Below are 14,601 nucleotides of genomic sequence, written 5' to 3'. Positions count from 1 at the left end.
GCAGCGCGTCCCCCTCTGGCCCAGCGTGAGGGGCGACACCCGCAGCCCGCTCCTAATGTGGCGAATAGTCAGCTTCGGCACTTTCGCCCCCCATGGAGGTACCTCCCATGTCCCTGCGCTTCCGCCTCTGCATAGCAGCCGCCGCCGGGCTCCTCGCCGCCGCGGCCGCCATCACACCTGCCGCCGCCGCGCACGACGACTGGGACCCGAACGGCGGCAACGGCAACAGCAGCAACAGTCAGCCCGGCAACGGTGACGGCGGCGGCAACGGCAACGGCAAAGGCCAGAACGGCTGGAACGGCAACGGCGGCAACGACCCGGGCAACTGGAACGGCAACGGCCCCCACGACCCGAGCGGCGGAAACGGCGGCAACGGCGGGCAGGACCAGGGCCTCTACAGGGGCGTCGTCACGGCGGACACGCTGGCGCTGCGCAGCGCCCCGAACCGCGGTTCGCAGATCATCCGGTACGCCCACCGGGGCGACGTCGTCAGCATCTTCTGCAAGACCGGCGGCGAGACCGTGCAGGGCAACCCCCTCTGGTACCTGCTGACCGACGGCACCTGGGCCTGGGGCGCGGCCCGGTACATCGACAACATCGGCCCCGCGCCACGCTGGTGCTGACACTCGGTCACCCGAAGGCGCACAAGACGCACCGTTTGGGTAGGTTCCGGACATGAGCAAGGCCGGAATCACCATGGCGACGGCGGACCCGCCCGCACCCGCCGTCCGCCGCCTCCCCCGGCGCCGGGGCGTCGAACTCGCCCTCATCGTGCTGGCCGTCCTGCTGTCGGTGTACGGCTACTGCGCCGTCGGCCTCGCCCGGCACGGGACGCCGCCGCCCGGCGCCGCCGGCTACGGTGCCGGCCTCGGCGTGCTGGCACTGCTGGCCCACCTGGCGGTACGCCTGCGAGCCCCGTACGCCGACCCGCTGCTCCTGCCGATCGGGGTGCTGCTCAACGGGCTGGGGCTGGTGCTGATCTACCGGCTCGACCTGGAGACCCCCGGTGACCGGGCGGCGCCGGCCCAGCTGGTGTGGTCGACGCTGGGCGTGGCCCTGTTCATCCTGGTCGTACTGCTGCTGCGCGACCACCGGGTGCTCCAGCGCTACACGTACGTCTGCGTGGTCGCGGCGCTCGCCCTGCTCACGATGCCGATCCTGTTCCCGGCGGTGAACGGCGCCCGCATCTGGATCCGCGTCGCCGGGTTCTCCATCCAGCCGGGCGAGTTCGCGAAGGTGCTGCTGGCGGTGTTCTTCGCCGCGTACCTGGCGGCGAACCGCAGCGCGCTGGCCTACACCGGCCGCCGCGTCTGGAAGCTCCAACTGCCCACCGGCCGCGTCCTCGGCCCGATCGTCGCCGTCTGGCTGGTCAGCGTGGGCGTGCTGATCCTGGAACGCGACCTCGGCACATCGCTGCTGTTCTTCGGCCTGTTCGTGGTGCTCCTCTACGTCGCCACCGGCCGCACCGGCTGGATCGCGGTCGGTCTGCTGCTGGCCGCGCTGGGTGCGGTCGCCGTGGGCCGGCTGGAACCGCACGTGCACAGCAGGATCGAGACCTGGCTGCACCCCTTCGCCTCGATCGAGACGGGTGAAGGCTCGAACCAGCTCGCCCAATCGCTGTTCGCCTTCGCGGAAGGCGGCATGCTCGGCACGGGCCTCGGACTCGGCCACTCGTTCCTCATCGGCTTCGCCGTGAAGTCGGACTTCATCCTGGCCACCGCGGGCGAGGAGCTCGGTCTGGCCGGCCTCAGTGCCGTCTTCCTCCTCTACGGACTGCTGGTGGAGCGCGGCTTCCGGGCCGGGCTCGCGCAGCGCGAACCCTTCGGCCGGCTGCTCGCGGTCGGCCTCGCCTCACTGGTGGCGCTCCAGGTGTTCGTGATCGCGGGCGGCGTGACCGGGCTGATCCCGCTGACCGGCATGGCGATGCCGTTCCTGGCGCAGGGCGGCTCGTCGGTGGTCACCAACTGGGCGATCGTGGCGCTGCTGGTCCGGGTGAGCGACTCGGCCCGGCGCGACTACGACGGGCAGGACGCCCGGTGACCCGGCACATCCGGCACGCCGGGTATTTCTGCGCCCTGCTGCTGGTGGCCCTGCTGGTGAACGCCGCCCGGGTCCAGGTCGTCCAGGCCCCCTCGTACGACCGCAACCCGGCCAACCGGCGGCCCGACATCGTCCGCTACGAGCAGCCACGTGGGGACATCTGGGTGGGCGGGCGCCCCGTCACCGGCTCCCGGGACACCCGCGAGCACCTCCGCTACGAACGGACCTACACGAACGGCCCGTTGTACGCCCCGGTCACCGGCTTCGCCTCCCAGCTGTACGGCACGACGCTCCTGGAGAGCACCGAGGACGGCGTGCTGTCCGGCGCGGACCCGATGCTCGCGCCGTTCCCGCTCTGGAACGACTTCACGCGGGCGCGCAACGCGGGCGGCAACGTCGTCACGACGCTGCACCCGGCGGCGCAGCAGGCCGCGTTCCGGGGGCTGGCCGGCCGCAAGGGCGCGGTGGCCGCGGTGGAGCCGTCGACCGGCCGGATCCTCGCCCTGATGTCCGCCCCGTCGTACGACCCCCAGCCACTGTCCGGCAACGGCTCCGCGGCGGCCCGGGCCTGGGCGCGGCTCAACGCGGACGAGGACAAGCCGATGCTCAACCGGGCGGTGCGGCAGACGTATCCGCCGGGCTCGACGTTCAAGGTCGTCACCACGGCCGCCGCGCTGGACGCCGGTGTGGTCACGGACCTGGAGGCGCCGACCGACTCCCCCGACCCCTACCGCCTGCCCGGCACGCGGACGCGTCTGACCAACTCATCGAAGGGCTGCGCGGACGCCTCCGTGCGCGAGGCGTTCACCTTCTCCTGCAACACGGTGTTCGCCAAGCTCGGCGTGGAGGTGGGGGCGGCGGGCATGACGGCCTCGGCCCGCGCCTTCGGCTTCAACAACGGGGGGCTGACGATCCCGTTCCCGGTGGCCCGGTCCACGTTCGACACCACCCTCGACGAGGCCCAGCTGGCCCTGTCGTCGATCGGCCAGTACAACACCAGGGCCACGCCGCTGCAGATGGCGATGGTCGCGGCGGCCGTGGCCAACGGCGGCCAGGTGCGGGACCCCTATCTGGTGGAGCGTACGACCCGGCCGGGCGGCAGCACCCTCGCGACGGCCGGGTCACGGGGGATCCGCCAGGCGATGTACCCCTCCACCGCCGTGAGACTGCGGGCGATGATGCGGGACGTGGTCGAGAACGGCACCGGGCGCGGCGCCGCGATCCGCGGCGCCAGGGTGGGCGGCAAGACCGGCACCGCGCAGCACGGTCTCGGCAACTCGGGCATCCCCTACGCCTGGTTCGTCTCCTGGGCGCAGGGCGCGCGGGATCCGGCACCGAGGGTGGCGGTGGCGGTCGTGGTGGAGGACGCGGAGGCGGACCGCGGGGACATCAGCGGGGGCGGCGACGCGGCACCGATCGCGCGGGCGGTGATGGAAGCGGTACTGAAGTCACCCTGATCCGGCGCCCGGTCGGTGAGACGGGGCTACCGGGCGGCGGGTCGCCCGACCTAGCGTTCGGTTCATGACTGAGCCCACCGCGTACGAACTCGCCCAGGTCAACCTCGGCCGCCTCAAGGCCCCGCTGGATTCCCCGCAGTTGAAGGACTTCGTCGACCACCTCGACCCGGTGAACGCGGACGCGGACGACGCCGACGGTTTCGTCTGGCGCTTGCAGGGCGAGTCGGGCGACGACGCCACGGACGTGCCCGTTTTCGGCGACTCGTGGCTGATCATCAACATGTCGGTGTGGCGCGGCACCGACGCGCTGAAGGCGTACATGTACCAGGGGCGGCACCGGGAGATGCTCGCCCGGCGCCGGGAATGGTTCGAACGCGTCGAGGAGGCGATGGTCGCCCTGTGGTGGGTGCCGGCCGGCCACCGTCCCACGGTCGCCGAGGCGGAGTCCCGCGTCCTGCACCTGCGCACGCACGGCCCGACGCCGTACGCCTTCACCCTGCGGACGCAGTTCCCGCCCCAGGGGGCGACGCCGCTGCTCGGCGAGGTGCCGGAAGGCCTGGGGTGCGCCCGCTGACGGCTGCTCAGCCGCCGGCCGCCCGCCCCGCGTCGATCGTCCCCTGCACCTCGGCGACCCGCTCCCTCTCCTCCGCCGCGAAGCGCTCGGCGTCCAGCCTCTCGGCGATTTCTTCGTCCTCGGACATCAGCAGATCGAGGTTGGAGTTGCCCATCTCCAGGACGCCCAGGTCGACGTAGGCCTGCTGCAGACGCTTGCCCCACAGGCCGATGTCCTTGACGCAGGGCACGATGCGGCTGAACAACAGCTTGCGGAACAGGGTGAGGAATTCGGACTGCTCGCTGTACTCCTCCGCCTCGGCCCTGGGGATGCCGAAGTTCTCCAGCACCTCGACGCCCCGCAGCCGGTCGCGCATGAGGTAGCAGCCCTCGATGACGAACTCCTCGCGCTCCCGCAACTCGGCGTCCGTGAGCTGCCGGTAGTAGTCGCGCAGGGCCATCCGCCCGAAGGCCACGTGCCGGGCCTCGTCCTGCATGACGTACGCGAGGATCTGTCGGGGCAGCGGCTTGTCCGTCGTGTCCCTGATCATGCCGAAGGCGGCGAGCGCGAGGCCCTCGATCAGCACCTGCATGCCCAGGTACGGCATGTCCCAACGGGCGTCGCGCAGTGTGTCGTCCAGCAGGGACTGGAGGTTGTCGTTGATCGGGTAGAGCAGCCCGATCTTCTCGTGCAGGAAGCGGCCGTAGATCTCGGCGTGCCGGGCCTCGTCCATGGTCTGGGTCGCGGAGTAGAACTTCGCGTCGAGGTCGGGCACCGACTCCACGATACGCGCGGCGCAGATCATCGCACCCTGCTCGCCGTGCAGGAACTGGCTGAACTGCCAGGAGGCGTAGTGCTGCCGCAGCTCACCCCTGTTCTCCTCGTTCAGCTTCGCCCAGTGCCTGGTCCCGTAGAGGGACATCGCCTCGTCAGGGGTTCCGAGCGGATCGTAGGGGTCCACCTTCAGCTCCCAGGCGATGCGCTTCTGGCCGTCCCACTGCTTGTCCTTGCCCTTCTGATAGAGGGCCAGGAGGCGGTCGCGGCCGTCGTCGTACTCCCAGTTGAAACGGGCCGCGCCGCTCGCCGGCACCTGCCGTACGGGCTCTTCCGGTTCCATGGCGTACAGGTCGAAGCTCGGCATGCCCGCAGGCTCACACGAGGTAGACACGGGGTCAACAAGTAGCGCGCAGGGGATTGACGAGCTTGCTGACAGGCAGTCTCATAAGTACATCAGTGACGTGTGCACAACGAGGTGGGCAGCCCATGACGACCCTGACGGAAGCCGACGCGCTCGACGGCCTGCGCGACGCCCTCGGCCTGCTGAAGGACCGGGAGCAGGTGGCCCAGCGGCTCCTCGACTCCTCCGCCAAGCACTCCTTCGACCCGGACAAGGAGCTGGACTGGGACGCGCCCTTCGAGGAGGGCAAGTGGTTCTGGCCGCCGGAGCTGGTCTCGCTCTACGACACCCCGCTGTGGAAGCGCATGGGCGAGGAGCAGCGCATCCTGCTCTCCCAGCACGAGGCGGCGGCCCTGGCCTCCCTGGGCATCTGGTTCGAGATCATCCTGATGCAGCTGCTGGTCCGGCACATCTACGACAAGGCGGCGACGAGCGCGCACGTCCGCTACGCACTCACGGAGATCGAGGACGAGTGCCGCCACTCCAAGATGTTCGCCCGCCTGATCTCCCACGGTGACACGCCCTGGTACCCGGTCAGCCGCGCACACCAGCAGCTGGGCCGCCTGTTCAAGACCATCTCCACCACCCCCGGTTCCTTCACGGCCACCCTGCTGGGCGAGGAGGTCCTCGACTGGATGCAGCGTCTGACGTTCCCCGACGAGCGGGTCCAGACCCTGGTCCGCGGCGTCACCCGCATCCACGTGGTCGAAGAGGCCCGCCACGTCCGCTACGCCCGCGAGGAACTCCGCCGCCAGATGGTGACGGCCCCCAAGTGGTCCCAGGAGTTCACCCGCATCACCTCCGGCGAGTTCGCCCGGGTCTTCTCGGTGGCCTTCGTGAACCCCGACGTCTACACGAACGTGGGCCTCGACAAGCGGGAGGCCCTCGCCCAGGTCCGCGCGAGCGGCCACCGCCGCGAGGTCATGCAGAACGGCTCCAAGCGCCTGACCGACTTCCTGGACGACATCGGCGTGCTGCGCGGAGTAGGGCGACGCCTGTGGAAGTCGTCCGGGCTGCTGGCGTAAAGACCCGGGGGCCCACGCTCCCGCACCCGCGCACGGCGAGTAGGGGACGTGTCGGGGGTGTCCGCCCGCAGCGGTTGGCGCGTCGACGAACAGTCGGTCGGCACGCAAGTCGATCGCGCCGTTCCGAGGACGGACACCCCCGGCGCGGCCCCGACCACCACTCCGCAGCGGGCGAGGCACGCGCGCACCCCCACGCGCACGCTACGCAGCCCCGGCTCGCCCCGATTACCCTGCGAGGCATGACACCAGCCGCCCCCACCCCCGCCTACCGGCGACTCAGCGTCGAGGAACGTCGTAGTCAGCTGCTCGAATCCGCGCTGAACCTCTTCGCCCACCGCGCCCCCGAGGAGGTGTCCCTCGACGACGTGGCGGAGGCGGCCGGAGTCTCGCGGCCACTGGTGTACCGGTACTTCCCGGGCGGCAAGCAACAGCTCTACGAGGCCGCCCTGCGCTCCGCCGCCGACGAGCTCCAGCACTGCTTCGACGAACCCCGGGAAGGCCCGCGCCTCCCCCGCCTCTCCCGCGCCCTCGACCGCTACCTCGCCTTCGTCGACCAGCACGACACCGGCTTCAGCGCCCTCCTCCAGGGCGGCAGCGTCGTCGAGACCTCGCGCACCACGGCCATCGTCGACGGCGTACGGCGGGTCGCCGCCGAGCACATCGTCAGTCACCTGATGGTCGCCGACCCCGGCCCGCGCCTGCGTATGACCATCCGCATGTGGATCACCGCCGTGGAGGCGTCGTCGCTCATCTGGCTCGACGAGGGCAAGCAGCCCCCGGCCGAGGAGCTCCGCGACTGGCTCGTCGAGCAGTTCGTGGCGATGCTGACGGTGACCGCCCGCCGCGACCCGCAGACGGACGCGCTGGTCCGGGCCCTCGCCGAGGATGTCCGAGACTGATCCCGTGAAGAGCGAAGACACCCCCTTCGAGGGCGGCCCCATGGACGGCAGGGTCCTGCCGGTCCTCCTCGGCATCACCGGCCACCCGCCCAAGACGTACCGCATCCCCGTGCCGGACCCCCACGGCGGAACGGACACCGTGCTCGTCTACCGCCGCGTCCCCCGGGGACCGGGCAAGGTCGGCCTGTCCAACCGCTGGAAGTACGAGTACGCCCCGGAAGGCGTCCCACCCCGTCGGCTCAACTGGCCCTGGTCGAAGCCAGCCGCCACGCCGCCCGGCAAGCCGGACGACGCCGACGGGTGACCCGGTTGCGCCGAACCGCGCACACCCGCCGCGCGCACCGCACGCACACGCCTGATCCTCACGGTGTCCGGCGGCACCACGCCGCCCCCGCAACGGAGGTGATGGCATGTCAGGAAAGCTGCTGCGTCTGGTCTGCATCGCGGCGACGGCGGCCGGAACCGTCCTGGCACCCGTACCGGCCACGGCCGTGCCCGAACCGGACGCGAAACAGCAGGATGTCGCCGCTCTTCTGACAGACCTTCAGGAGCTGTACCGGACGGCCGAGGAGGCCACCGAGGCCTACAACGCCACCGAGGAGAAACTCAAGGAACAGCGCGCCGAGACCGACCGCCTGGACCGCGCCCTCGCCCGCGCCCGGCTCTCCCTGCACGACAGCCGGGGCGCCGCCGGCCGGCTGGCCCGGCAGCAGTACCAGAGCAGCACCGACATCTCCCCGTACGTACGTCTGCTGCTGGCCCGCGACCCGCAGCACGCGATCGAGCAGGGCCATGTGATCGGCCGGCTGGCGCGGGAGCGGGCCGACACCATCGGCAGACTGACCGGCGACGAACGCAAGGCCCACGCGCTGGCGCGCAAGGCCCGTACGGCCCTGGACCGGCAGCTCGCCCTCGCCGAGCGGCGGAAGAAGGAGCAGGACAAGGTCCGCGCACGTCTCCACGACGTCGAGGAACTGCTCGCCTCCCTCAGCCGCGACCAGCTCACGGACCTGGCCGAGTTCGAGCGGAAGGCCGTCGAGAAGGCGCAGAAGGACTTCATGGCGTCCGGCATGCTGGGCGACGAACCCCACGGAGTCGAGGCACCCCAGGCCGGCGAGGGCGCGAGCAAGAACGGCGAGGACGGAGAGGACAGCGAGGAGAGGAGCGGCGGTGAGGGCAGCGGCGGCACCGTCCACCACCCGTCCGCCGAAGGCAGCCGTGCCGTGCGCTACGCCCTGCGGCAGGTCGGCAAGCCGTACGAGTGGGGCGCCGAGGGCCCGCGGGCGTACGACTGCTCGGGGCTGACCTCACGGGCCTGGGCCGAGGCCGGGTCGCCCGTGCCCCGGACCAGCAAGGAGCAGTGGAGGCGGCTGGAGCGGATCACGCTGGCCGAGCTGCGCCCCGGGGACCTGGTCGTGTACTTCCGGAAGGCGACGCACGTGGCGATCTACCTCGGGAACGGCCTGGTGGTCCAGGCACCCCGGCCGGGTGCGACGGTGAAGGTGTCACCCATCGCGGCCAACCCGGTCCTGGGTGCCGTGCGACCGGACCCGGACGGGGAGCCCCTGCGGCGTTACCGGCCGCCGGAGCTCCCCGAGGGTGCCACGGACGGGTCCGACGAGGGCTACGACGCTTACGCGGCGCCCGCGCCGGACACCTCGGCGAGGTAGGCCTGCGTCTTGGCCGGCTCGTAGAAGAAGTTCTCGAAGTCGGCCGGGTTGTTGAAGCCGTTGGCGAAGCGGTCCGCGACCGGCTGGAGCTCACCGGCGGCACCGATGAGGTTCAGGATGTGCTCCGGCGGCGGCGCGAGCATCGCGTTTGTCCACTTGGTGACGTGCTGGGCGGTGTTCCAGTAGCGGTCGAAGGCGGAGCGCATCCACTCCTCGTCGAACGGCTTGTCGCCGTGCTCCACGATCGAGGAGAGGTAGGCGGCGGCGCACTTGGAGGCCGAGTTGGAGCCCTGCCCGGTGATCGGGTCGTTCGCCACGACCACGTCGGCGACGCCGAGCACCAGACCGCCGCCGGGCAGACGCCCGATGGGGTTGCGGACGGTCGGGGCGTAGCGGCCGGCCAGCGTGCCGCCGGCATCGGTCAGTTCGACCTTGGTGGCCCGCGCGTACTCCCAGGGGACGTACCGCTCCATGAGTTCCAGGGTCAGGGAGAGGTGCTCCGCGGGGTCCTTCACGCCGTTGAAGGCGTCGAGCGGGCCGCCGGGTATGCCCTCCCAGAACAGGATGTCAGCGCGGCCGGAGGTGGTCAGGGTGGGCATGACGAACAACTCGCCGACCCCGGGCACGAGGTTGCAGCGGACCGCTTCGGTGCCCGGGTGCTCGGGGCGCGGGCCCAGGCCGTGGACGTACGCCACGGCGAGCGCGCGCTGCGGCTCGCTGTACGGGGAGCGCTCCGCGTCACGGCCGAACATCTGGACCAGCTCGCCCTTGCCGGCCGCGACCAGCACCAGGTCGTAGGTGCGGGAGAAGTAGTCCAGGTCACCGACGGCCGCGCCGTGGATGACGAGCTGCCCGCCGCGCTGGGCGAACGTCTCCATCCAGCCGGCCATCTTCACGCGCTGGTCGACGGACTGCGCGTAGCCGTCGAGCCGGCCCAGCCAGTCGATGGCGCGGGCGGCGGGGCCTTCGGCCCAGGAGCCGGGGGCGGCGACCGAGACACCGAGTCCTTCGATCTTCGGGGCCTGGGACTCCCAGAAGTTCAGCTGGAGATCACGCTCGTGCTGCAGGGCCGTGTGGAACATGCACTGCGTCGACATGACCCGGCCGGTGCGGATCTCGTCCGCCGTCCGGTTGGACATCAGGGTGACCTCGTACCCCTGTGACTGGAGGCCGAGGGCGATCTGGAGCCCGGACTGACCGGCTCCGACGACGAGTATCTTCCGCATGCGGGCTGTCCTCTACTCGGGGGTTTCGTCGAGCGCGTGGCCCACCAGGGCCAGGAGGGTCTCGATCACGGAGATCCGGCGACGCGCGTCCATGATCATGACAGGTATGTGTTGCGGGATGGTCAACGCCTCCCGCACATCCTCCGGCTCGAACAGCTCACTGTCGTCGAAGTGGTTGACCGCGACCACGTACGGCAGCCCGGAACTCTCGAAGTAGTCCAGGACCGGGAAGCAGTCCTTCAGACGGCGCGTGTCGGCCAGGACGACGGCACCGATCGCACCGCGCACGATGTCGTCCCACATGAACCAGAACCGCTGCTGGCCGGGCGTGCCGAACAGGTAGAGCACCAGGTCGTCGTCGAGCGTGATGCGCCCGAAGTCCATGGCCACGGTGGTGGTGGACTTGCCCGGCGTGGCGGTGAGGTCGTCGGTCGCCTCGCTCGCCTCGGTCATCAGCGCCTCGGTCTGCAGGGGCGTGATCTCCGAGACGGCGGTGACCAGCGTGGTCTTGCCCACGCCGAAGCCTCCCGCCACCACTATCTTCGTGGCGATCGGTGCACGGGTGCGGTCCGTCTCCCAGGCGTGCATGCTCTCGCCGGGCTCGACGAACGGGGTTGAACCAGTGACGCCGTGAGCGGCGTCAGAGACGACGGAGTCCACTCAGCACCCTTTCCAGCAGAGCCCGGTCGGGGCGGCCCGTGCCATGGCCGGTGCCCGTTCCGTACACACGGATCTTTCCCTGGTCCGCGAGGTCGCTCAGGAGCACGCGGACCACGCCGAGCGGCATCTTCAGCAGCGCGGCGATCTCGGCCACCGTACGCATCCGGCGGCACAGTTCGACGATGGCCCGCAGCTCCGGCATGACGCGGGTGGAGAGGTGGCCGTTCGTCAGCTCCTTGCGCTCCTCCGGGGCCTCCAGCGCCGCCGTGCTCGCCACGAACGTCTCCACGAGGAGGACGTGGCCGAAGCGGGTGCGGCCGCCGGTGAGCGAGTAGGGGCGGACCCGGGCGGGTTTGCGGTCCCCGCCGCGGACCGGGAGGTGATGCTTCGGCGTACTGCTCATCGGGCACTCCCCGTCGTCTGGGAATCCTCCAGGGATTTCCGGAGCTCGCTGCGGAGTTCCGGGGTCAGGACGTGACCGGCGCGGCCGACGAACAGGGCCATGTGGTACGCCACCACGCTCATGTCGCAGTCCGCGGAACCATGGACGCCGAGCAGGGAGCCGTCACTGATCGACATCACGAACAGGCTGCCCTCGTCCATCGCGACCATCGTGTGCCGGACCCCGCCGAAGTCCATCAGCTTGGCGGCGCCGATGGTGAGGCTGCCGATGCCGGAGACGATGGTGGCCAGGTCGGCGGCGGAGCCACGCGGGCCGGTGCGCTGGGTGACGCGGACCTGCAGGGCGTCCCGCGCCTCCCTGTTGCGGTGGTCGTCGGAGGAGAGCAGGAGCAGTCCGTCGGACGAGACGACCGCGACCGAGAGGATGCCGGGGACCTCCTCGACGAGATTGGTCAGCAGCCAGTGCAGGTTGCGGGCCTCACTGCTCAGTCCGATCAGTCCGAAGGTACTGGGAGCGGTCAACTGCTTGCCTCCTCGACTGTGCCCCCCGTGGATTCTTCGGATCCAGCTGGTCGTGCTGCGCCGGTGGCCGGCCGCTGGTGCGAGGCCGTCCTCTCGGCGATCTCCGCCTCCACGTCGCGGTAGCCCGCCTGCGCGCCCTGGCGGAAGCCGCCGAGGCGGCGACGCAGGGCTTCGGCGTCGACGGAGCCGCTGCGCTGGCGCGGGGCGGTGGTCTGTGCGGTGATCTTCGGAGTGCGCTTGGGGAGGCCCTTGTCGGTGACGCGGTCCTCCGCCTCGTCGGCCACACGCTCGTGCTCCGGGCTCCCGTCCGGATCCGCGTCCGCGGTGTCCGCGCCGGGTACGCCCTCGGGTGCGAGCGGGCTCCGGGGGCCGGTCGTGCCCCCGGCGGCCGCGCTCTCGCGCTCGGCCGGACCGGGCGTCCCCTGCTGCGCCGGGATGAGCAGCTCCATCGTGGTTTCCGCGGGGGACTCCACGGGGGCCGTGGTCTCGGCCGGGGCAGCCGGTGCGATGTGATCCACCGGTTCGTTGTGCGCCGGCCGGGCGGCCGTCTCCGGCGCCTCGGTCCTCTCCATGGCCCCGGCCGGTGAAGGCACCTCGGCCGGTGCAGTCGCCTCGGCCGCTGCTGCCGCCTCGGCCGGTTCCGGCTCCCCTGCCGGTTCCGGGTGCCGGGCGGCGGAGGTGATCTCGGTGGCCTCGCTCCGCTCGACGGCCTTCTCCGCCAGGGCCACCAGCGGGTCGTCGCCGGAGGCGCGGCCGGGCAGGACGTTGGAGTTGGCCTCGGCGTCGGCGCCCGGGAAGGAGAAGGAGTGGGCCGTGCCCGTGAGGGGGCCGGAGGCCGGTACGGCCACGGCCGGGGCGGCGGCCAGCAGCGTGCGGGGCAGGACGACGACCGCCGCGACACCGCCCTGCTTCTGTTCGCGCAACTGGACGCGCACGCCGTGGCGGTGGGCGAGCCGGGCCACGACGTACAGGCCGAGGCCGAGACCGTCCTCGCCCTCCTGGTCGTAGGGCGCCTCGGGGTCGAAGTCGGTGAGGCGGGAGTTGAGGCGCTCCAGCCGGTCCTCGGTCATGCCGATGCCCTCGTCCTGGACGGAGAGCATGACCTCGCCGTTCTCCAGCAGCCAGCCGGAGACCTCGACGGGCAGGTCGGGCGGGGAGAACGAGGTGGCGTTCTCCATGAGTTCGGCGAGCAGGTGGGAGAGGTCGTCCGCGGCGAACCCCGCGATGTGCGCGTGCGGCGGCAGGGCGGCGATCCGGACCCGCTCGTAGCGCTCGATCTCGCTGACCGCGGCGCGGACGACGTCCACGAGCGGCACGGGACCGGCGGCGTGCTGGACGTGCTCGGTACCGGCGAGGACCAGCAGGTTCTCGCTGTGGCGGCGCATGACCGTGGCGAAGTGGTCGAGCTTGAACAGCGTGGCGAGCCGGTCCGGGTCCTGCTCGCGCTCCTCCAGGTTCTCGATGACGGCCAGTTGCCGCTCCACGAGGCCGAGCGTGCGCAGGGCGAGGTTGACGAACGTGCCGCCGATGGCCGTGCGCAGCCGCTCCAGCTGGGCCGCGGACTCGGCGAGTTCACCGCGCAGTTCCTCGCGCGCGTCGGCCATCTTCTGGCGCTGCCCGACGAGGTGCTTGCGGTCGGACTCCAGCGTGGTGATCCGCTCGGTGAGGGCGACCGCGTGCGCGTGCAGTGCGTTGACGGAGCGGACGGCCTGGGCGAACTCGTCGTTGCGGCCGGTGAACTTCACCGGCTCCTCGGCCGCCGGGTCGTCGGCGTCGGCGAGGCGCTTGGACCCGAGCCGCAGCACCGCGAGCGGGCGGGTGAGGCTGCGGGCCATGCCCGTGGCGACGCCGACGGCGAGCAGCATGAGGGCGCCGAGGACGGCGATGCGGATCTCCAGCGCGGTGACGTCGTCGTCGCGCAGCGCTTCCAGGTCCTTGGTGCGGCGGTCGTAGAGGGCCGACTCCACGCCGCGCATCAGATCGACGCGGGCGGACAGCGCCGTCTCCAGCTTCTTGGTGCCGGTCGCGAGATCGCTGCGGGAGAGCGTCGGCTGGTCGGTCAGGGTGGCGAGGTACTTGTCGGCGGAGTTGACCTCGGTGCCGGTGACCGTGGAGTCGAAGGAGGCCCGGGCCGGCTTGGGCGCCGTGCCGCGGAAGTCGGCCAGGGCCGCGTCGGAGCGCAGCCGGGCCTGCTGGGCGGCGGCGCTGAGGGCGTCGCGCTGCCGGGTGTCGGCGTCCGAGGAGGTGGAGGTCTCGGTCGGAAGGCCGGTGACGGGGTCGACGACCGCGCCGGTGCTGCGTGGCACGCTCAGGGCGGCGAGCAGCAGCCCGCGGGCCGCGGCGGCCTGCTGGACGGCGGAATCCAGCTCGGCCAACGCGTATCCGCCTTCGCCCGCGCGCGGCGGGGTCTGCTGCGCCAGTTGCTCGGCGAGCCGGTGCAGTTCGGTGATGGCGGCGGAGTACGCCTGGTGCGCTTCGAGGGCGCTGCTCTTGCCGGTGAGCGCCGCCCTGCGCACGGCCGCTATGCCGTCGAGGTCCGAGCGGAGCGAGGCGGGCGTGTCGGTGTCGGAGCGCAGCTCCTCGACCTGCCGGTCCACCCGGGCGCTGCGCTGCTCGGACGGCGCCTTGTCCTTGGGGCGTCCGGCCGCGATGTAGGCGGTGACCTCGTCCCGCTCGTCCGCGAGGGAGTGCGCGAGGGCGAGCGCGTCCTGCGTCTGCTCCGCGAGCGTCACCAGTTCCTGGGAGTCGTGGAGTTGACCGGAGGCCGCCAGGACGGACGGGGTGCCGGCACCGGCGATGGCGGCGGCCACCACGGCAACGGCCACGATCAGCCGGTTGCGTACGTGCGTGGGACGGCCCTTGCCGGTGGGGGGCGTCGGCTCAGCGCCCTGAGCGGGGGCCGTCTGCTTGCCTGTGCGACGAGGCCGCGTCTTCTGCACCGGTGCTCGCATTCCTGACTCGTGAACTCTG

The 14,601-nt window shown here is 71.6% G+C and carries 14 protein-coding genes; 8 read left to right on the top strand and 6 right to left on the bottom strand.

Going from position 1 to position 14,601, the window contains the following annotated elements:
- Positions 1–107: 107 nt before the first annotated feature.
- From ACIQU3_RS18820 to ACIQU3_RS18805, 4 genes are all read left to right on the top strand, one after another.
- Positions 108–623 carry an SH3 domain-containing protein gene (locus ACIQU3_RS18820; protein ID WP_403926372.1) on the top strand — a complete coding sequence of 172 codons (516 nt, stop codon included), beginning with the start codon at positions 108–110 and terminating at the stop codon, positions 621–623.
- 52 nt (positions 624–675) lie between these two features.
- Entirely contained in the window at positions 676–2,040 is a 1,365-nt protein-coding gene (locus ACIQU3_RS18815) for an FtsW/RodA/SpoVE family cell cycle protein (RefSeq protein WP_403740812.1), read from the top strand.
- A complete protein-coding gene (locus ACIQU3_RS18810; RefSeq protein WP_403926369.1) occupies positions 2,037–3,497 on the top strand; it encodes a penicillin-binding transpeptidase domain-containing protein in 1,461 nt (486 codons plus the stop codon). The genes ACIQU3_RS18815 and ACIQU3_RS18810 overlap by 4 nt, the downstream gene beginning before the upstream one ends.
- A gap of 64 nt (positions 3,498–3,561) precedes the next feature.
- Positions 3,562–4,071 (top strand): DUF3291 domain-containing protein, encoded by a 510-nt coding sequence (locus ACIQU3_RS18805; RefSeq protein WP_403740806.1) that lies wholly within the window; start codon positions 3,562–3,564, stop codon positions 4,069–4,071.
- Between the two features lie 7 nt (positions 4,072–4,078).
- Here ACIQU3_RS18805 and ACIQU3_RS18800 read toward each other — a convergent pair whose 3' ends face one another.
- Entirely contained in the window at positions 4,079–5,191 is a 1,113-nt protein-coding gene (locus ACIQU3_RS18800; protein WP_403740803.1) for a ferritin-like domain-containing protein, read from the bottom strand.
- 122 nt (positions 5,192–5,313) lie between these two features.
- Here ACIQU3_RS18800 and ACIQU3_RS18795 point away from each other — a divergent pair, with 122 nt between their 5' ends.
- The 4 genes from ACIQU3_RS18795 to ACIQU3_RS18780 all read left to right on the top strand — a co-directional run bounded on the left by ACIQU3_RS18795 (position 5,314) and on the right by ACIQU3_RS18780 (position 8,821).
- Positions 5,314–6,252 (top strand): diiron oxygenase, encoded by a 939-nt coding sequence (locus ACIQU3_RS18795; protein ID WP_234848815.1) that lies wholly within the window; start codon positions 5,314–5,316, stop codon positions 6,250–6,252.
- A gap of 239 nt (positions 6,253–6,491) precedes the next feature.
- The gene (locus tag ACIQU3_RS18790; protein WP_403926366.1) at positions 6,492–7,151 is read left to right on the top strand and encodes a TetR/AcrR family transcriptional regulator; all 660 of its coding nucleotides are present in this window, start codon (positions 6,492–6,494) and stop codon (positions 7,149–7,151) included.
- A gap of 4 nt (positions 7,152–7,155) precedes the next feature.
- Positions 7,156–7,455, top strand: coding sequence for a hypothetical protein (locus ACIQU3_RS18785; RefSeq protein ID WP_403926362.1), 300 nt, complete (start codon positions 7,156–7,158; stop codon positions 7,453–7,455).
- Between the two features lie 106 nt (positions 7,456–7,561).
- Entirely contained in the window at positions 7,562–8,821 is a 1,260-nt protein-coding gene (locus ACIQU3_RS18780) for an NlpC/P60 family protein (protein WP_403926359.1), read from the top strand.
- On the opposite strand, the gene ACIQU3_RS18775 is transcribed toward ACIQU3_RS18780, so the two are convergent.
- Genes ACIQU3_RS18775 through ACIQU3_RS18755 form a run of 5 tightly spaced genes read right to left on the bottom strand, consistent with a single transcriptional unit; the run spans position 8,785 to position 14,570 of the window.
- Complete coding sequence (locus ACIQU3_RS18775; protein ID WP_403926357.1) at positions 8,785–10,047, bottom strand: styrene monooxygenase/indole monooxygenase family protein; 1,263 nt, start codon at positions 10,045–10,047, stop codon at positions 8,785–8,787. The two genes, ACIQU3_RS18780 and ACIQU3_RS18775, sit on opposite strands and share 37 nt — an antisense overlap.
- A 12-nt stretch (positions 10,048–10,059) precedes the next feature.
- Complete coding sequence (locus ACIQU3_RS18770) at positions 10,060–10,707, bottom strand: GTP-binding protein (protein WP_403740786.1); 648 nt, start codon at positions 10,705–10,707, stop codon at positions 10,060–10,062.
- Complete coding sequence (locus tag ACIQU3_RS18765; RefSeq protein ID WP_190902551.1) at positions 10,688–11,110, bottom strand: DUF742 domain-containing protein; 423 nt, start codon at positions 11,108–11,110, stop codon at positions 10,688–10,690. Before ACIQU3_RS18765 ends, ACIQU3_RS18770 begins: the two co-directional genes overlap by 20 nt.
- Positions 11,107–11,631: a roadblock/LC7 domain-containing protein gene (locus ACIQU3_RS18760; RefSeq protein WP_403740779.1), complete on the bottom strand. Its 525-nt coding sequence runs from the start codon at positions 11,629–11,631 to the stop codon at positions 11,107–11,109. The genes ACIQU3_RS18765 and ACIQU3_RS18760 overlap by 4 nt, the downstream gene beginning before the upstream one ends.
- The gene (locus ACIQU3_RS18755; RefSeq protein WP_403926354.1) at positions 11,628–14,570 is read right to left on the bottom strand and encodes a nitrate- and nitrite sensing domain-containing protein; all 2,943 of its coding nucleotides are present in this window, start codon (positions 14,568–14,570) and stop codon (positions 11,628–11,630) included. The genes ACIQU3_RS18760 and ACIQU3_RS18755 overlap by 4 nt, the downstream gene beginning before the upstream one ends.
- Positions 14,571–14,601: the final 31 nt, after the last annotated feature.

Source organism: Streptomyces sp. NPDC101110 (assembly GCF_044759525.1).
In the GTDB taxonomy this organism is placed as follows: Bacteria; Actinomycetota; Actinomycetes; order Streptomycetales; family Streptomycetaceae; genus Streptomyces.
The sequence above is the reverse complement of the archived record's forward strand: the minus strand, read 5'-3'. Positions and strand labels throughout refer to the sequence as shown.

Excerpts from the sequence above, each read along its gene's own strand:
- ACIQU3_RS18820 (WP_403926372.1), top strand. The coding sequence starts at position 108 with ATGTCCCTGCGCTTCCGCCTCTGCATAGCAGCCGCCGCCGGGCTCCTC.
- ACIQU3_RS18815 (WP_403740812.1), top strand. The coding sequence starts at position 676 with ATGAGCAAGGCCGGAATCACCATGGCGACGGCGGACCCGCCCGCACCC.
- ACIQU3_RS18805 (WP_403740806.1), top strand. The coding sequence starts at position 3,562 with ATGACTGAGCCCACCGCGTACGAACTCGCCCAGGTCAACCTCGGCCGC.
- ACIQU3_RS18800 (WP_403740803.1), bottom strand. The coding sequence starts at position 5,191 with ATGCCGAGCTTCGACCTGTACGCCATGGAACCGGAAGAGCCCGTACGG.
- ACIQU3_RS18795 (WP_234848815.1), top strand. The coding sequence starts at position 5,314 with ATGACGACCCTGACGGAAGCCGACGCGCTCGACGGCCTGCGCGACGCC.
- ACIQU3_RS18790 (WP_403926366.1), top strand. The coding sequence starts at position 6,492 with ATGACACCAGCCGCCCCCACCCCCGCCTACCGGCGACTCAGCGTCGAG.
- ACIQU3_RS18780 (WP_403926359.1), top strand. The coding sequence starts at position 7,562 with ATGTCAGGAAAGCTGCTGCGTCTGGTCTGCATCGCGGCGACGGCGGCC.
- ACIQU3_RS18775 (WP_403926357.1), bottom strand. The coding sequence starts at position 10,047 with ATGCGGAAGATACTCGTCGTCGGAGCCGGTCAGTCCGGGCTCCAGATC.
- ACIQU3_RS18765 (WP_190902551.1), bottom strand. The coding sequence starts at position 11,110 with ATGAGCAGTACGCCGAAGCATCACCTCCCGGTCCGCGGCGGGGACCGC.